Origin of the sequence: Streptomyces antibioticus (genome assembly GCF_002019855.1) — a bacterium.
GTDB classification, from domain to species: domain Bacteria; phylum Actinomycetota; class Actinomycetes; order Streptomycetales; family Streptomycetaceae; genus Streptomyces; species Streptomyces antibioticus_B.
The window spans coordinates 4,999,852-5,016,570 of record NZ_CM007717.1; the positions used below are offsets into that span (position 1 = coordinate 4,999,852).

General features: G+C 71.3%; 16 protein-coding genes. 11 read left to right on the forward strand and 5 right to left on the reverse strand.

All coding sequences use genetic code 11. From position 1 onward, the window contains the following. Positions 1-150: 150 nt before the first annotated feature. The gene (locus AFM16_RS22715; RefSeq protein ID WP_003974443.1) at positions 151-354 is read right to left on the reverse strand and encodes a cold-shock protein; all 204 of its coding nucleotides are present in this window, start codon (positions 352-354) and stop codon (positions 151-153) included. A gap of 290 nt (positions 355-644) precedes the next feature. On the opposite strand from AFM16_RS22715, the gene AFM16_RS22720 reads away from it, so the two are divergent. The 5 genes from AFM16_RS22720 (at position 645) to AFM16_RS22740 (ending at position 6,247) form a co-directional block, all read left to right on the forward strand. Then, the gene (locus tag AFM16_RS22720; protein WP_078634455.1) at positions 645-1,502 is read left to right on the forward strand and encodes a menaquinone biosynthetic enzyme MqnA/MqnD family protein; all 858 of its coding nucleotides are present in this window, start codon (positions 645-647) and stop codon (positions 1,500-1,502) included. A gap of 76 nt (positions 1,503-1,578) precedes the next feature. After that, positions 1,579-3,558, forward strand: coding sequence for a serine/threonine-protein kinase (locus AFM16_RS22725; RefSeq protein WP_078634456.1), 1,980 nt, complete (start codon positions 1,579-1,581; stop codon positions 3,556-3,558). An 8-nt stretch (positions 3,559-3,566) separates the two neighbouring features. Beyond that, a complete protein-coding gene (locus tag AFM16_RS22730) occupies positions 3,567-4,310 on the forward strand; it encodes a prepilin peptidase (protein WP_078637059.1) in 744 nt (247 codons plus the stop codon). A gap of 73 nt (positions 4,311-4,383) precedes the next feature. Beyond that, complete coding sequence (mqnC, locus tag AFM16_RS22735) at positions 4,384-5,583, forward strand: cyclic dehypoxanthinyl futalosine synthase (RefSeq protein WP_078634457.1); 1,200 nt, start codon at positions 4,384-4,386, stop codon at positions 5,581-5,583. Between the two features lie 7 nt (positions 5,584-5,590). Continuing rightward, positions 5,591-6,247 (forward strand): amidohydrolase family protein, encoded by a 657-nt coding sequence (locus AFM16_RS22740; RefSeq protein WP_030790225.1) that lies wholly within the window; start codon positions 5,591-5,593, stop codon positions 6,245-6,247. A gap of 10 nt (positions 6,248-6,257) precedes the next feature. Here AFM16_RS22740 and AFM16_RS22745 read toward each other — a convergent pair whose 3' ends face one another. Then, positions 6,258-7,280 carry a chitinase gene (locus AFM16_RS22745; RefSeq protein ID WP_078634458.1) on the reverse strand — a complete coding sequence of 341 codons (1,023 nt, stop codon included), beginning with the start codon at positions 7,278-7,280 and terminating at the stop codon, positions 6,258-6,260. A gap of 277 nt (positions 7,281-7,557) precedes the next feature. Here AFM16_RS22745 and AFM16_RS22750 point away from each other — a divergent pair, with 277 nt between their 5' ends. Genes AFM16_RS22750 through AFM16_RS22765 form a run of 4 tightly spaced genes read left to right on the forward strand, consistent with a single transcriptional unit; the run spans position 7,558 to position 12,036 of the window. Beyond that, positions 7,558-7,872 (forward strand): hypothetical protein, encoded by a 315-nt coding sequence (locus tag AFM16_RS22750; protein WP_306293479.1) that lies wholly within the window; start codon positions 7,558-7,560, stop codon positions 7,870-7,872. 50 nt (positions 7,873-7,922) lie between these two features. Continuing rightward, complete coding sequence (locus tag AFM16_RS22755) at positions 7,923-10,193, forward strand: bifunctional polysaccharide deacetylase/glycosyltransferase family 2 protein (protein WP_078634459.1); 2,271 nt, start codon at positions 7,923-7,925, stop codon at positions 10,191-10,193. Next, a complete protein-coding gene (locus AFM16_RS22760; RefSeq protein WP_078634460.1) occupies positions 10,193-11,296 on the forward strand; it encodes an acyltransferase family protein in 1,104 nt (367 codons plus the stop codon). Before AFM16_RS22755 ends, AFM16_RS22760 begins: the two co-directional genes overlap by 1 nt. Before the next feature lie 44 nt (positions 11,297-11,340). Next, a complete protein-coding gene (locus AFM16_RS22765; RefSeq protein ID WP_030790210.1) occupies positions 11,341-12,036 on the forward strand; it encodes a demethylmenaquinone methyltransferase in 696 nt (231 codons plus the stop codon). An 18-nt stretch (positions 12,037-12,054) separates the two neighbouring features. Here the strand turns inward: AFM16_RS22765 and AFM16_RS22770 are convergent, their stop codons facing one another. Both AFM16_RS22770 and AFM16_RS22775 read right to left on the reverse strand, forming a co-directional pair. After that, on the reverse strand, positions 12,055-12,414 hold the full coding sequence (locus tag AFM16_RS22770; protein ID WP_306293480.1) for a PASTA domain-containing protein: 360 nt from the start codon (positions 12,412-12,414) through the stop codon (positions 12,055-12,057). Positions 12,415-12,555: 141 nt separating this feature from the next. Next, a complete protein-coding gene (locus AFM16_RS22775; protein WP_107419306.1) occupies positions 12,556-13,074 on the reverse strand; it encodes a GNAT family N-acetyltransferase in 519 nt (172 codons plus the stop codon). Positions 13,075-13,171: 97 nt separating this feature from the next. On the opposite strand from AFM16_RS22775, the gene AFM16_RS22780 reads away from it, so the two are divergent. Beyond that, the gene (locus AFM16_RS22780; protein WP_030790201.1) at positions 13,172-14,467 is read left to right on the forward strand and encodes a geranylgeranyl reductase family protein; all 1,296 of its coding nucleotides are present in this window, start codon (positions 13,172-13,174) and stop codon (positions 14,465-14,467) included. A 338-nt stretch (positions 14,468-14,805) separates the two neighbouring features. Here the strand turns inward: AFM16_RS22780 and AFM16_RS22785 are convergent, their stop codons facing one another. Continuing rightward, a complete protein-coding gene (locus tag AFM16_RS22785; protein WP_030790199.1) occupies positions 14,806-15,624 on the reverse strand; it encodes a C40 family peptidase in 819 nt (272 codons plus the stop codon). 725 nt (positions 15,625-16,349) lie between these two features. On the opposite strand from AFM16_RS22785, the gene AFM16_RS22790 reads away from it, so the two are divergent. Further along, entirely contained in the window at positions 16,350-16,709 is a 360-nt protein-coding gene (locus AFM16_RS22790; protein ID WP_030790196.1) for an NADH-quinone oxidoreductase subunit A, read from the forward strand. The last annotated feature ends 10 nt before the right edge of the window (positions 16,710-16,719 follow it).

The following is a 16,719-nucleotide window of genomic DNA, read 5'->3' on the forward strand; positions in this document are numbered from 1 at the left end:
GACGCGTCAGACGGACGCCAGGAATTCACCCGGGTGATTCACCCGGAAGAGGGACCGGAAGGGTCACCGGAAGAGGCAGGAGCCCCGCGCCGAACGGCGCGGGGCTCCTTGGGTACTGCACTCAGGTTGCGATCACACGAGGTGTGACGATCACACGGGGGTGACGTTCTCCGCCTGCGGGCCCTTCGGGCCCTGCGTGACGTCGAAGGAGACCTGCTGGTTCTCCTCCAGGGAACGGAAGCCCTGTGCGTTGATCGCGGAGTAGTGGACGAAGACGTCGGGGCCGCCGCCTTCCTGGGCGATGAAGCCAAAGCCCTTTTCGGCGTTGAACCACTTCACGGTTCCGGTAGCCATAAGCCCTCCTTGGGCCCAAAGGGTTGCCCTGCTCCAGAACCTGCAAGTGTGAAAAGCGAGTGCCGCACAACTGCATACGTCTGAAAACGTCAAGAGCCCGCGGTCACATGCTCCGCAGGCTCTGTACTGCAAGGGAAACCAAACTGCAACTTGCGGGCGAGCCTAGCACGCGGGCAGCCGAAAGCAACAGAGGTCAAGATCACGTCACCCGGACGTTTGAACGTCCGGCGAAGGGGTTGACTGAGGGGGTCGGAGTCCGCAGCGTACCCGACGAGGTCTAGCCTCGCGATGTGGACAATTCTCGCACCCGGCCGCGCGTCGGCCACATCCAGTTCCTGAACTGCCTGCCCCTGTACTGGGGGCTCGCGAGAACGGGCACGCTCCTCGATTTCGAGCTGACGAAGGACACCCCGGAGAAGCTCAGCGAGCGGCTGGTGCAGGGAGACCTCGACATCGGGCCCGTCACCCTGGTCGAGTTCCTCAGGAACGCCGAGGACCTGGTCGCCTTCCCCGACATCGCGGTCGGCTGCGACGGCCCGGTCATGTCCTGCGTGATCGTCTCGCAGGTCCCGCTGGAGGAGCTGGACGGCGCCCGCGTCGCCCTCGGCTCCACCTCGCGCACCTCCGTGCGGCTGGCCCAGCTCCTGCTGGCGGATCGTTTCGGCGTACGGCCCGACTACTACACCTGCCCGCCCGACCTCAGCCTGATGATGCAGGAGGCCGAGGCCGCCGTCCTGATCGGGGACGCGGCGCTGCGGGCCAACCTCCTCGACGGGCCGCGCTACGGCCTCCAGGTGCACGATCTCGGCGCGCTCTGGAAGGAGTGGACCGGGCTGCCGTTCGTCTTCGCCGTCTGGGCCGCCCGCCGCGACTACCTGGAGCGCGAGCCCGACCTCACCCGCGAGGTCCACCAGGCGTTCCTCGCCTCCCGCAACCTCTCCCTGGAGGAGGTCGGCAAGGTCGCCGAACAGGCCGCCCGCTGGGAGGCGTTCGACGAACGCGTCCTGGAGCAGTACTTCACCACCCTCGACTTCCGGTTCGGGGCCCCGCAGTTGGCGGCGGTCGCGGAGTTCGCCCGCCGGATCGGACCGACGACCGGCTTCCCCGCCGACGTGAACGTGGAACTGCTCCGGCCCCTTCCTGCGTAACCTGCTTCAGAGCCCAAAGGGGCCGACGGGCCAACGGGCCACGGGGTCACGGGCCCAGGGGGAGGGGTGGACGTCCATGCAGCCGCTCGGAGCCGACGAACCGACGGCCGTCGGGCCCTACCGGCTGCTCGGCCGGCTGGGGTCCGGCGGGATGGGCCGGGTCTACCTGGGCCGCAGCGCCGGGGGCCGCACGGTCGCCGTGAAGATCGTGCACCCGCACCTCGCGCTCGACGAGGAGTTCCGGGCCCGGTTCCGGCGCGAGGTCGAGGCCGCCCGCCGGGTCGGCGGCGCCTGGACGGCGTCGGTGCTGGACGCCGACCCGGAGGCCGCCGTGCCCTGGGTCGCCACCGCCTATGTGGCCGGGCCCTCGCTCGCCGCCGCCGTCGCCTCCGGCGCGGGACCGCTGCCCGAGCACACCGTGCGGGTGCTCGGCGCCGGGCTCGCCGAGGCGCTCGCCGCCGTGCACGGACTGGGTCTCGTGCACCGGGACGTGAAGCCGTCCAACGTCCTGCTCACCGTCGACGGCCCGCTCCTCATCGACTTCGGCATCGCCCGCGCCACCGACGGCACCGCGTCCCTCACCTCCACCGGCGTCTCCATCGGCTCGCCCGGCTACATGGCCCCCGAGCAGATCCTCGGCCGGGGCGTGACCGGCGCGGCGGACGTCTTCTCCCTCGGCGCGGTCCTCGCCTACGCGGCCACCGGCGAACCGCCCTTCCCCGGCGACTCGTCGGCCGCGCTGCTCTACAAGGTCGTCCACGAGGAGCCGGTGCTCGGCGCGTCGGTCACCGGCGAACTCCGCGACGTCGTCCGGGCGTGCCTGGCCAAGGACCCGGCGGCCCGCCCCGCCCCCGGCGACCTCGCCCACCGCCTCGCCCCCGACGGCGCGGCCCGCCTCGTCGCGGGCGGCTGGCTGCCGGGCGCCCTGATCGCCCAGGTGGGCCGCAGCGCCGTCGAACTCCTCAACCTGGAGGCGGCGGCGGAACCGATCCCCTCGGGCCCGGTCGGCTTCACCACCCCGTCGGTGGGCGAGGCCCACGGAGTCTTCGGTCCGCCGCCGGTGATGGGGGCGGCGACGGGCGGGACGGACACCCCGGTGGACGGTGCGGGTGCCGCCGGGTGGGGCCCGGGCCCGGGTGCCTCTACGCCCACGGGGCCGGGGTCCGGGTCGGTCGCGGGAAGCGAGGCCACGCCCGCCGGGCCCGGCGGGGGCGGGGTGTTCGGGGCCGCCGGTTTCGGGGCGGGTGCGGGTGCGGCGCCTGGCGGGCCCGGGACGGGCGGAGGCACGACGCCCGGGTCGGGTGTGCGGCACGGTGCCACGCCCGCCGGGCCGGGAATCGCCGCTGCCGGGCCGGTAGGCGCAGGTGCCCCGGTGGGCGGGCCTCCGGCCCCCGGCTCCGTGCCCGCGCCGCGGGACGCCGTGCCCGGGGAGGGCGGCGGCGGAGGACGGCCCGGGAAGCTGTCCGTGACCGTGGCGGCCGGAGCCGCCCCCGGTGAGGGCGGCCGCGGACGGCGGCTGAGCTGCAGTGTGGTGCTCGCGGTCGCCGGGGCGCTCGCCGTGGCCACCCTGGGGTCGGCGTTCGTCCTCCAGCTCCTGCCGGGCCAGCGCGAGGACTCCGACGCCGGAACGGGAGCCGGTTCCGACGCCGCGTCCAGCGCGCCGCCGAGCGCGAGCGCGACCGGCGGAGGCGACCGGCTGACCGCGCTGCCCGCCCGGTACGTCGGCACCTGGGAGGGCCAGGGCCGCGGCCTCGGCGGCAGCCTCCCCATGGGCACCTTCCGGGTCACCCTCGAACAGACGGACGTCGGCGGAAAGCTGGGCCGGTTGCGCCAGACCGACCCGCTCGGCGGTGTCTGCGTCGACGTCCTGACGCTGAAGGAGGTGACGAAGACGGAGGTCGTCGCCACCTCGGTGGGCGACACGTCCAACCACGCCGGCTGCAACCCCGAGCCCCACACCATCCGCTTCACCCCGACCGGCGACGACCTCACCTACCGCTCGGACAGCGCGGCCGAGGGCAACCCGACGGCCCGGATGGCGAAGGTCGACGGGTGACCGCAGACCTGACCGACGCGGCGCTGATCGCAATCGCCGCCGTGTGGGGCGCGCTGGCGGGCACGCTCCTGCCCCGCGCCGCCTACCGCTTCGCCGTCCCGTCCGAGGAGGCCGACACCGGCTGGCACACGGCCTGCCCGGCGGGCCACCCCCTACGGGGCTGGCTCGGCCGCGCCCACTGCCCGGCCTGCGCGGCGCCCACCGCCCCCTACGCCCCCGGCACCTACCTCCACCCCCTCGTCACCGCCGCCGTCTGCGCCCTGCTCGCCGCGGCCACCGGAACCCGGCCCGAACTGGGGGTGTGGCTGGCGCTCGCACCGGTCGGCGTACTGCTCGCCGTCGTCGACCTGCGCGTACGCCGACTGCCCGACCCGCTGACCCTGACGCTGCCCGTCGCCGCCCTCGCCCTGCTGGCCCCGGCCGCCCTGCTGCCCGAGCACGCCGGAAGCTGGACGACCGCCCTGCTCGCCACCCTCGCCCTCGGCGCCGCCTACTACGTGCTGCACCTCATCAACCCCGCCGGCATGGCCTTCGGCGACGTCAAACTCGCCCTCGGCACCGGCGCCGTCCTCGGCTGGTACGGCTGGCCCACCGTCATGCTCGGCACCCTCGCCGGCTTCACGTACGGCGCGCTCTACGGCGGCGCCCTCGTCGTCGCCCGCCGCGCGGGACGCCGTACGACGATCCCCTTCGGCCCGTTCATGCTCACCGGAACCCTCACCGGGCTGCTGATCGGCGGCTACACGGCCTGAAGTGATCCCGGCGAAAGGGCTGGCGTAGGCTGGCCGGGTCCGTCCACAACCCTTGACGAAAGGGACGCGCCCGGTGACCGAGAAGGCCGACCTCCAGTCCGTGCTCGACCGCGCAGCCGACGGTGGTCGGATCACCCCGGAAGAGGCGCTGGTCCTCTACCGCGACGCGCCCCTGCACGCGCTCGGCTCCGCCGCGGACGCCGTCCGCCGACGGAAGTACGCCGGGACCGAGCACATCGCGACGTACATCATCGAGCGGAACATCAACTACACGAACGTGTGCGTCACGGCGTGCCGGTTCTGCGCCTTCTACGCGGCCCCCAAGGACAAGGACAAGGGCTGGACCCGCGACCTCGACGACATCCTGCGCCGCTGCGCCGAGACCGTCGAACTCGGCGGCACCCAGATCATGTTCCAGGGCGGCCACCACCCGGACTACGGCGTCGAGTACTACGAGAAGCACTTCTCCGCGATCAAGGAGGCGTTCCCGCAGCTCGTGATCCACTCGCTGGGCGCGTCCGAGGTCGAGCACATGGCCCGGATCTCCAAGGTGAGCGTGGAGGAGGCCATCCAGCGGATCCACGCGGCCGGTCTCGACTCGTTCGCCGGCGCCGGCGCCGAGCTGCTCCCGGCCCGCCCGCGCAAGGCGATCGCGCCGCTCAAGGAGTCCGGCGAACGCTGGCTGGAGATCATGGAGACGGCCCACGGGCTGGGCGTCGAGTCCACCTCCACCATGCTGATGGGCACCGGCGAGACCAACGCCGAGCGCATCGAGCACCTGCGGATGATCCGTGACGTGCAGGACCGCACCGGCGGCTTCCGGGCGTTCATCCCGTACACGTACCAGCCCGAGAACAACCACCTGAAGGGCCGTACGCAGGCCACGCTCTTCGAGTACCTGCGGATGATCGCCATCGCCCGGCTGTTCATGGACAACATCCAGCACATCCAGGGCTCCTGGCTCACCACCGGCAAGGAGGTCGGCCAGCTCTCCCTGCACTACGGCGCGGACGACCTCGGCTCGATCATGCTGGAGGAGAACGTCGTCTCCTCGGCCGGTGCCAAGCACCGCTCCAACCGCCTTGAGATCATCGACCTGATCCGCAAGGCGGGCCGTGTCCCGGCCCAGCGTGCGACGACCTACGAGCACCTCGTCGTCCACGACGACCCGGCGAACGACCCGGTCGACGAGCGCGTGATGTCCCACATCTCCTCGACCGCCATCGAGGGCGGCACGGCCCACCCGGAACTGAAGCTCCTCACCTCCAACTAGCCGTTCCGTGCTGACGATTCATACAGCGGATCTGCTCGTGACCGGGGATCCGCGACACCCTCCCGTGCCCGGCGGCGCCGTGCTCGTGGACGGGCGGACCATCGCGGCCGTCGGCCCGTACGAGGAACTCGCCGAGGCGTCTCCCACGGCCCGCGTGCGCCGCTGGCCGGGCCTGCTCACCCCGGGGCTGCTCAACCCGTACGGCCCCGAACTCCTCGAACACGCCTACCATCCCGACCCGCGCGAGGCCGACGAGCTGGGCACCGAGCCGCTCACCGGCGAGGCCCTCGCGGCGCTCGCCCCGACCGACACGCGCCGGGGCGCGAGCGCCCGGCGCGGGGTGCAGCGGATGCTGGCGCACGGCACCGTGGCCGTGGCGGGCGACCTGTGGCGCCCGGCCGTGCTGGACGCCGTGCGCCGGGCCGGGCTCACGGTGGAGCAGCGCTTCACCGATCCGGCGGGCCCGCCGTCACTCGACCCGCTGGCTGCCGACGGTGGCCGGAGCCTGCGCGAGGCGATCGTGACACCGCTCGCCCCGGTGCCCGGCGCGGCCGCCACCTTCGCCGTCTTCGACGCCCCCGACGAGGCCGCGCTGACGACCCGGGGCGCGTCCTGCTGCATCGCCACGGTGATCGACGGCCGTCTGCTGTACCGGTCCAGGTGAGCCCCCGGGGCTACCCCGAGAACGCCTCCGCGAACGCGCCCGGACTCTGCTCCACCCCACTGCAATTGGTGAGCGCGTCGTCCGTGGCGGTGCCCTCCTCACACTGCTGGTCCCGGAAGGTCGACCACATCGACACCCAGGAGATGCCCTTCTCCTCCGCGAACTCCCGCACCTCCGCCGCGTCGGCCAGCGTGAACGTCTCGTTGGCGACGTCGTTCGTGCCGAGCATCGAGGTGAGCGCCATCGCCCGCCACGCCGTGGCGTCCGACGTGCCGAAGACGTCCTTCAACTGCGCCTGCGCCGCCGTCGCCGAGGTGATCGCGTACGCGCCCATGTCCCCGTCGTACGACTCCCCGTAGTTCATCGTCATCAGATTGACGGTGGAGACCTGCACGTCGTACTTGTTCGCGGACTTCAGCAGCGCGAGCCCGTCCTCGTCCAGCCCGGACGGCATCACCGGCAGCGTGAACGACACCTCCAGGTCCGGCCGTTCCTCCTGGAGCAGCGCGATCGCCCGGGAGCGCAGGGCGACCGAGTCGGCGTCGGTCAGCTCGTCGCCCTCGATGTCGAAGTCGGCCTGGGTGGAACCGGCCGCGTCGAGCGCCGCGCCGTACGCCTCCGCCAGCGCGGCCGCGTCGGAGCACGTGGCGCCCAGCTCCTTGCCGGACGCCCCGCCGAAGGAGACCCGGACCGTGGCGCCCGACTCCTTCAGCGCGGAGATCCGCGAGGTCACCGCCGAGTCGTCGACGGCGTGCGTCCCGTTCCACTCGGGCGTGCAGCCGCTGCCGTCGGAGATGACGAAGGCCAGGTTGTACGTCGACGGCGAGCCGGCCGTGTCGTTGTCGGAGGGCTCGACGGCGCTGACGTACGGGGCGTACGCCGTGCCGGACGCGGACGCGGAGACAGACGGCGACGGCGTGGCCCCCTTCGCCTGCTGCTCCTCGGCGGATCCCCCGGATCCCGTGGAGCATCCCGCCGTGGCCAGGACGAGCAGGCAGGTCAGCCCGGCCGTCGGCACCAGGAAACTCCGCATGTACAAGCACCCGCTTTCGTGAATCGACCCCCGGACTCGAAATCTCTCACATGCGGACCGATCGCACGGGCACAGTGCGAATCTCTCAGGAAGGAGACAGGTTCACCCCTTTCTCATGGGTGCCTCATATACGGGTCAGAGTTTCTGCCACATAAGGCTCCTTAACATCCGGGGAATGCAATCCGAGTCTGCTTTCGACAGTCGTGAGGACGTTCGCGTTCGCGGTCGCCGTCGCAAACGCGGTGGCGCGAGCGGCCCCGCCGACGGACCCGTGTTCGTGGACACCTCCGGCCGCAGGTCCAAGCTGCTGCGCCGGGTGGGCGTCCTCCTCGGCGTCGGCTGTCTCGCCTACGCCGCCGTCCTCGGCGCCGCCTTCATGGGCTGGGGGACCTCCCTGACGCCGTCCTCGCTGCTGCCGTTCGGGGGCGGCCAGGGCGGTGGCGGACAGGGCGGCGGCGGGCGGCCCGGCGGCTTCGGTCCCGCGGGCGGTGTCGGGGCGGAGGTGGGGGCGCCGCCCACCGGGGCGCTACCCACCGGGGCCGCGCCCCCGAGCGCGAGCCCGACCGTGACGGCCTCCCCGTCCGCCGGCTGACATCCCTTCCCTCCGCCCCCGCCCCCTCGACGGAACGCAGCCCCACACCCATGACGACGACTTCCTCCCGTGGCCGCCGCCGCGCCCCCTCCCGCATCGGCCGCGCCGCGGGCAAGGCCGCCGCGCTCCAGAAGCCGCGGGTCATCCTCGCCCTGCTGCTTCTGCTGGCCCTGACCAGCGTGATGCTCCTCGACGGCTATCTGCGCGCCGAGGTCGGCGGCGACCAGCGCGTCCGCACCGGCGCCAGCTCCAGCGACGTACCGGACGAGATCCTCGACGGCGGCCCGATCCTCACCTTCCGGGGCGGCCAGGCCACGACCGTGTCCGTCCCGGACAAGACGATCGCGCTCACCTTCGACGACGGCCCGAACCCCACCTGGACACCCCAAGTCCTCAAGATCCTCGAGGAGTACGACGTCCCCGGCACCTTCTTCGTCGTGGGCTCGATGGTCTCGCGCTACCCGGGGATCGTGAAGGACATGGTCGAGCAGGGCAACGAGGTGGGCATCCACACCTTCACCCACGTCGACCTCTCCTACCAGAGCCAGGCCCGCGTCACCCGGGAGATGACACAGACGCAGCTCGCCCTCGCCGGTGCGGCCGGCATCACGACCACGCTGTTCCGCGCCCCGTACTCCTCCGAGACGGACGCCATCGACAACTACAGCTGGCCCGTCTACAAGGAGCTGGGCGAGGACGGCTACACCAGCGTCTTCGTCGACACCGACAGCGACGACTGGAAGCGCCCCGGCGTCTCGAAGATCATCAAGTGGGCCACTCCGGAGGACGGCGAGGGCGCGTCGGTGCTCTTCCACGACGCGGGCGGGGAGCGGTCGCAGACGATCGCGGCGCTGCCGAAGTACATCGAGAAGATGAAGGCGGCGGGGTACACCTTCACCACGATCAGCGGGGCGATGGCGGAGCAGAACGGTACCGATGCCGGTGCCGGCGCCGGTGCCGGGAGCACGGGGGGCAACGGCATCCCGGGCGCCGGTCTGGCGGCCGCCTCGCCTCTCCAGGCCGCCCACCGCCAGGCCACCGGCGTCACCCTCTACGAGGGCAAGGCGCTCATCGCGGCGGTCACCCTCGCCGAGTGGACCGTCCCGGCGCTCTCGGTCGGACTGATGGTCGTCGGCGTCGCGGTCATGGGCCGCTTCGGGATGATGCTCGTCCTCGCCCGCCGCCACCACCGCAGACGCAACAGACGCCGCTTCAGTTGGGGACCGACGGTCACGCGCCCGGTGAGCGTGATCGTCCCGGCGTACAACGAGAAGGAGTGCATCGCCAACACCCTGGAGTCGCTGGCGAAGAGCACCCATCCGATCGAGATCCTCGTCGTCGACGACGGTTCCACGGACGGTACGTCGCAGATCGCGCGCGACGCGGCCGACCGGCTCGGCATGACGAACGTCCGGGTCCTGCGGCAGGAGAACGCCGGCAAGCCCGCCGCCCTCAACCACGGTGTCCGCAGCGCCCGTCACGACATCGTCGTGATGATGGACGGCGACACCGTCTTCGAGCCGGACGCCGTGCACCAGTTGGTGCAGCCCTTCGCCGACCCGAAGGTCGGAGCGGTCGCCGGCAACGCCAAGGTCGGCAACCGCGACACGGTCATCGGCGCCTGGCAGCACATCGAGTACGTGATGGGCTTCAACCTCGACCGCCGCATGTACGACCTGCTGCGCTGCATGCCCACCATCCCGGGCGCGATCGGCGCGTTCCGCCGCGACGCCGTCCTGGAGGTCGGCGGCATGAGCGAGGACACCCTCGCCGAGGACACCGACATCACGATCGCCATGCACCGCGCGGGCTGGCAGGTCGTCTACCAGGAGCACGCCAAGGCGTGGACGGAGGCGCCGGGTTCGCTGAAGCAGTTGTGGTCCCAGCGCTACCGCTGGTCCTACGGCACCATGCAGGCGCTGTGGAAGCACCGCAAGTCGCTGACGGACAAGGGGCCTTCGGGTCGCTTCGGCCGGGTCGGGATGCCGCTGGTGGTGCTCTTCCAGATCGTCACGCCGGTCTTCGCCCCGCTCATCGACGTCTTCACCCTCTACTCGATGATCTTCATCGACTTCCGGGCGGCGCTGCTGGCCTGGCTGGCGGTCCTGTGCGTCCAACTGGTGTGCGCGGCCTACGCGTTCCGGCTCGACCGCGAGAAGTACCGGTATCTGCTGATGATGCCGCTCCAGCAGTTGGCCTACCGCCAGATGATGTACCTCGTCCTCATCCACTCCTGCGTCACGGCGCTCACCGGCGGCCGGCTGCGCTGGCAGAAGCTGAAGCGCACGGGCGAGGTCGGGACCCCGGCCGGGGTGAGTTGATGGGGGCGCACCGGAGGGGGCGGGGGCTGGCGGGGGTGAGCGTACGGGAAGCCGCGCCCGCGTCCGCGCCTCCCCAGCGGGACCGCTATTTCGACACCCTCCGGGCCCTCGCCCTGATCAGGGTCGTCGGGTATCACACCTTCAACTGGGCCTGGGCGGGGCTGGTCTTCCCGTCCATGGGGATCATGTTCGCCCTGGCCGGCACCCTGATGGCCAAGTCCCTGGAACGCCCCGCGCCCAAGGTCGTCCGAAGCCGGCTGCGCCGACTGCTGCCGCCGTTCTGGTTCTGGGGCGTCTTCGTCGTCCTCGCCATGCTGCTGCACGGCTGGATGCCGGACTGGCGGATCGTCTACTGGATCGTCCCGCTGGGCGATCCGCCGGGCAACGCCTGGGGCGAGCAGGCGTGGGAGATCCTCTGGTACCTGCGCACCTACCTGTGGTTCGTGCTGCTCTCCCCGCTGCTGCTGCGGGTGTTCCGGCTCGCCCCGCTCCCGGTGCTCGTGCTCTCCCTCGTACCGGTGCTGGTGCTGAACTTCGTGTGGGCGGGCCCGGACGGCCGGATCGGCACCGCCCTGTGGGACCTGTCGACGTACCTGTGCTGCTGGCTGCTCGGCTTCGCGCACCGCGACGGCGTGCTCCGGCGGATGAGACCGGCCGCGGTCGCCGTCCTCTCCCTCGCGGCGCTCGGCTTCGGCGGCTGGTACGCCCTCGCCCACCGGGCCGAGTTCGGCACCCACGACCTGGACGAGAACCCGCTCGCCCAGGCGTTCTGGTCGGCCGGGTTCGTGCTCCCGCTGCTGTGGGCGAAGGCGCGCTTCGGCATCGGCTTCGCCCGGCTGACCCGGTTCCGCCGGACGAACCGGATCGTCACCGTCTTCAACGCGCGCGCGGTCACGATCTACCTCTGGCACGAGATCGCGCTGCTCCTCGCGGTCCCGCTGATCGACCGGTTCTGGGACGTCCCGGCCTTCGAGGCGTATCTGCCGCTGGACAGCCAGTGGTTCCTGTTCGGCGTCGGCTGGCTGCTGATCGGGGTGTTCGTGCTGCTGTGCGGCTGGGTGGAGGACGTCGCGGCGAGGAAGCGGCCGAGGCTGCTGCCATGAGGGCGTGCCGTGAGCGCCGGGAGGCGTGCTGTAAGAATGGCGAGGTGACCCGTGCTTCCCTGAACAAGCAGCCCCACGAAGTCGCCTCGATGTTCGACCGCGTGGCGGAACGGTACGACCTGACGAACGACGTGCTGTCGCTCGGCCAGGACCGCAGGTGGCGCAAGGAGGTGGCGACGGCGGTCGACGCCCGTCCGGCGCAGAAGATCCTCGACCTCGCCGCGGGCACGGCCACCTCGTCCCTGCCGTTCGCCCGGACCGGCGCGTACGTCGTCCCCTGCGACTTCTCGCTCGGCATGCTCCAGGTCGGCAAGCGGAAGCACGGCTGGCTGCCGTTCACCGCCGGGGACGCCACCCGGCTGCCGTTCAAGGACGACACCTTCGACGCCGTCACCATCTCCTTCGGCCTGCGCAACGTCCAGGACTTCGACGCGGCGCTGCGCGAGATGCACCGGGTGACCCGGCCCGGCGGACGCGTGGTGATCTGCGAGTTCTCCCACCCGACGTGGGCGCCCTTCCGGACCGTCTACACCGAGTACCTGATGCGCGCCCTGCCGCCGGTCGCCCGCGCGGTCTCCTCCAACCCCGACGCCTACGTCTATCTCGCCGAGTCCATCCGCGCCTGGCCCGACCAGCCCGCGCTGGCCGAACGGCTGCGCAAGGCGGGCTGGTCGAAGGTGGCGTGGCGCAACCTCACGGGCGGTGTGGTGACGCTGCACCGGGGCTTCAAGGAGTCCTGAGCCGCACCGGGTCGCGCTCTACAGGGCGATCGGCTCGAAGGGGCTCTCGGGGTGCCCCGAGGCGCCCGGATGTCCGGGATGGCGGGTGTCCCCGGGCCGGTCCAGTTCGCGTCGGATTCCGCCGCCGCCCGGTTTCGGGACGCGCGGCTCCCGGACTCCCGCCCCGCCGCCGCCCTCACCCTCGGCGAAGTCGAACCACACGGTGACGACGGCCCCGCGCGGCACCTCCACTCCGGGCGGCGGATACTGGCGTACGACGTAGTCGACGACGGCGCGGTGGAATTCGGGCCGGTCGGGAGCGGCCAGCAGCACGCCTCGCGCCGCGGCCGCCTCGCGCGCGTCCACGGCCATCAGGCCGACGAACCGCGGTACGCGCACTTCGGGTGTATTGGGCGGTATGAGCACAGATGTCACCCCCAGCGGTACTGGAAGGGTAACCGGCCCGGGGTACCGTCCGGAAGCGCTGAGTATCGATCCGTAGCATTTTCTCACTCAGCGTGACATCGGGTCGATGGCGGCTCAGTCGGTGGTGCCGAGATCCAGCCGGTAGCAGTGCCCCTCGCGGCGGGACTCGGGGCTCGTGAACGTGTCGGCGAGCCGCATGCCCAGCCGCTGGGTCACCGCGATCGACCGCGCGTTGCGGGCGTCGACCATCGCCACCACCGACGGCACCCCGGCCGCCCGCACCCGCTCCAGGGTCGTCCGCGCGGCCGCCGTGACATAGCCCTTGCCCCAGAACTCCCGGCCGAGCCGCCACCCGATCTCTATCTCGCCTCGCGGCCCCCACTCCGCCGGCCACGGCTGCGCCCCGGTGAACCCCATGACCCGGCCGTCCTCGTCGAGCAGGGTCCACAGGCAGAAGCCGCGCTCGGCGTCGTGCCGCCGCTGCCGCGCGGTCAGCTCCTCGTAGACGGACAGCTCCGCGGGCCGGCCGCCGTGGAACTCCATCACGTCCGGGTGGCCGAAGACCCGGTGCCAGGCGACCGCGTCCTCGTCCGTGGGGACACGCAGCCGTACGACGGGGAGAGCACGGTTCACGGGGCAGCCCTTCAGCCGGGTGATCAATTCTGCTGAATAGACTGCCCGTGTCCAGTGCCGGTCGGCACGCAGATTCCTAACTTGGGGAGATCCCGCCGTGACCGTCGTGAACGAGCCCCTCTCCGAAAACACCGCCGATGTGATCGTCGTCGGCGCGGGGCCGGCCGGCTCCACGACCGCCTACTACCTCGCCAAGGCCGGACTCGACGTGCTCCTGCTGGAGAAGACCGAGTTCCCGCGCGAGAAGGTCTGCGGCGACGGCCTCACCCCGCGCGCCACGAAACAGCTCGTGGCCATGGGCATCGACATCTCCGAGGAGGCCGGCTGGCTGCGCAACAAGGGGCTGCGCATCATCGGCGGCGGCGTCCGGCTCCAGCTCGACTGGCCGGATCTCGCCTCCTTCCCGGACTACGGACTCGTCCGCAAGCGCGACGACTTCGACGAGCAGCTCGCCCGCCAGGCGCAGAAGGCCGGGGCCCGCCTCTACGAGCGCTGCAACGTCGGCGCCCCGATCGTCGACGACCGCACCGGGCGGATCACCGGCGTCCACGCCAAGCTCGGCGACGACAAGCGCGAAGTCACCTTCCACGCCCCGCTGGTGGTCGCCGCCGACGGCAACTCCACCCGGCTCTCGCTGGCGATGGGCCTGCACCGCCGCGAGGACCGCCCGATGGGCGTCGCCGTCCGCACCTACTTCACCTCCCCGCGCCACGAAGACGACTACCTGGAGTCCTGGCTGGAACTGTGGGACCGGCGCGGCCCCGGCGAGGACAGGCTGCTGCCCGGCTACGGCTGGATCTTCGGCATGGGCGACGGCACGTCCAACGTCGGCCTGGGCGTGCTCAACACCTCCGACTCCTTCAAGGAGCTGGACTGGCGCGAGGTCCTCAAGGCGTGGTGCGCGTCCATGCCGGAGGACTGGGGATACACCCCCGAAAACATGACCGGCCCGATCCGCGGCGCCGCGCTCCCCATGGCCTTCAACCGCAAGCCCCACTACACCAAGGGCCTGCTGCTGGTCGGCGACGCCGGCGGTCTGGTGAACCCCTTCAACGGCGAGGGCATCGCCTACGCCATGGAGTCCGGGCAGCTCGCCGCCGACGTGATCGTCCAGGCGCACGCCCGCGCCACCCCCGCCCAGCGCGAACTGGCCCTGCGCCGCTACCCGCAGATCCTCGCCGACACCTACGGCGGCTACTACACGCTCGGCCGCGCCTTCGTGAAGCTCATCGGCAACCCGAAGGTCATGAAGATCGCGACGCAGCGGGGTCTGACCCATCCGCTGCTGATGAAGTTCACGCTGAAGATGCTCGCCAACCTCACGGACCCGACGGGCGGCGACGCGATGGACCGCATCATCAACGGCCTCAGCAAGGTGGCGCCGCGCGCCTGAGATGTGAGTGCGAGGGGGGTGTCTTTCGGCCGGGCCGGGTTTGCCAGCCGTCCGGCCGGGGACCCGCCCTCCGTGGGACGACCCGGTCGGCGTCGGGGCGCGCGGCCACCGACGGCCGTCTCACGCGCCGCGGGGCGCGGGAGGCATCCGGAGTGCGGGCGGCGGTCGGCACGCCGTCGTAGGGCCACCGGCGGGCCGTGAGGCTGGTCTTGGCGCCGGCCCGGCCGTCCGGGGCGTGAACGGCCGTACGCGCGCAGCCCGAAGGGCCGCTGCCCCCGAGCGGCTGCGGCCCTTCCGTATGGAGGGGTGCCATACCGGCACCCATGGGGTGAAGCGGGTCAGAGCACCCGGACCGCACCGCTCGCGGGGTAGCCCGACAGGTCCTGGATGACGACACCCTTGGAGGGGTTGGCCGCGTCCAGGTACTGGCCGTTACCGATGTAGACGCCCACGTGGTACGCCGAGCCCTTGCCGCCCCAGTACAGGATGTCGCCGACCTGGATCTGCGACAGCGGGATGTCGGTGCCGACGGTCGACTGGTCCTGCGACACCCGCGGCAGGTCGACGCCGACCTGGCGGAACGCCGCCTGGACGAGCGACGAGCAGTCCCACGCGTTGGGGCCGGTGGCACCCAGCACGTAGGCGTCGCCCACCTGGGCCTTGAGGAACGAGATGACGGTCGCGACGCTGCCGCTGGCGGGAGCGGACGCGGTCGTCGAGGTGGTGGAGAGCGTGGTGCGGCCCGCGGAACGGGTCGCGGCCTCCGCGGCGGCCACCCGGGCCTCCTCCGCCTTCTTCTTGGCCTCGGCCTTCTTGGCGGCGGCGAGGTCCTTCTTCGCCTCCGCGGCGGCCGCGGCGGCAGCCGCGTCGCGCTCGGCGGCGAGCTGGTAGTTCGCCGCGGCCTGCTGCGTGGCCTCGGCGGACTGCGCGAGCTGGGCCGCCAGGTCGCCGGTGAACACGGGCAGTTCGAGCGTCTGCGTCACCGGCTCGGCGGCGTTGGCCGAACCGGCCGCCGTGGCGACGGCCAGCGTGCCGAGGACACCACTGGCGACTCCGGCCCGCATCGCGATCGTCGACGCGCTGCGGCGGGGTTTCCGGTGGCTGCGTATGTGAGCGGTGTGGGACATGAGTCCAACCGGTATCAGGGGCTCCTCCATACCTTCAAGAAACGTGTGCTGCGCCACAATTGTTCAACGGGGGCTCCGAAAACCTTTCCCGGAGACCTTTATTGACGTCGTAACGGACATTGCGGACTCGCCCCCTCAAGGCTGTGATCATGGGCTTTCGTCGTTACGCCCGAATTGCCCTGGGCCTACCATCGGTTGGGATCGTTGGCCAAGCCCGGTTCTGAGCCAGCCCTTACGTGTGTGACGGACGTCACGCAACGGCCGTGCGGCGGGCTGCGTCTCGTGCCCGACCGGCACATGGCTCCAGGTCGGCTCCGCTCGTGAACGCGTGCACGCGTCCACATCCCGCCCCGGAACTCCCTCTGATGTGTGAACGCGGCGCACTATCAGGACGCCGGGTCCATCGCCAATTTGCATGCAAGGGAAGTCTCTTGATATTGAGACGCCCCCTCCCGCCTGCGGTGACGAGCGGAAATGTCACTTCTTGTGATCACTCTGACGCTTCGGGTACGAAGATCACTGCTGATATGACTTCATGATCCTTCATCAGGTGGTGGAGATCACAAAGCTCGTCCCATACCCCGTGTCGCAGATCACAGAGCGGCGGGCATAGGATGCGAGGCAGTTGGGCTTGTGACCTGCTTCACATGTTCGCGATCTTCGCCGGGACGGGCGGGACTTGCGGGCCGCGCGAGGCGGATGTGAGCCCGATGTCATCGCCAGCAGTCAGTGCCGACTGAGAGGAGCGAGGAGCGGTGAACGCGTATGCGCCCATCCTCGTACTGGGAGCCCTCGGGGCAGGCTTTGCGATCTTCTCCGTGGTCATGGCCACGCTGATCGGGCCGAAGCGGTACAACCGCGCCAAGCTCGAGGCCTACGAGTGCGGAATCGAGCCGACCCCCACGCCGGCCGGCGGCGGGCGCTTCCCCATCAAGTACTACCTGACGGCGATGCTCTTCATCGTCTTCGACATCGAGATCGTCTTCCTCTACCCCTGGGCCGTCACCTTCGACGCCCTGGGTGTTTTCGGGCTCGTGGAGATGCTGCTCTTCGTGCTCACCGTCTTCGTCGCCTACGCGTACATCTGGCGGCGCGGCGGTCTGGAATGGGACTGAGGGGCCTTTA

What these genes read in the sequence shown, in the direction of transcription:
- AFM16_RS22760 (WP_078634460.1), top strand. Translation starts at nt 10,193, where the DNA reads ATGGGGGCGCACCGGAGGGGGCGGGGGCTGGCGGGGGTGAGCGTACGG.
- AFM16_RS22725 (WP_078634456.1), top strand. Translation starts at nt 1,579, where the DNA reads ATGCAGCCGCTCGGAGCCGACGAACCGACGGCCGTCGGGCCCTACCGG.
- AFM16_RS22715 (WP_003974443.1), bottom strand. Translation starts at nt 354, where the DNA reads ATGGCTACCGGAACCGTGAAGTGGTTCAACGCCGAAAAGGGCTTTGGC.
- AFM16_RS22755 (WP_078634459.1), top strand. Translation starts at nt 7,923, where the DNA reads ATGACGACGACTTCCTCCCGTGGCCGCCGCCGCGCCCCCTCCCGCATC.
- AFM16_RS22745 (WP_078634458.1), bottom strand. Translation starts at nt 7,280, where the DNA reads ATGCGGAGTTTCCTGGTGCCGACGGCCGGGCTGACCTGCCTGCTCGTC.
- AFM16_RS22785 (WP_030790199.1), bottom strand. Translation starts at nt 15,624, where the DNA reads ATGGAGGAGCCCCTGATACCGGTTGGACTCATGTCCCACACCGCTCAC.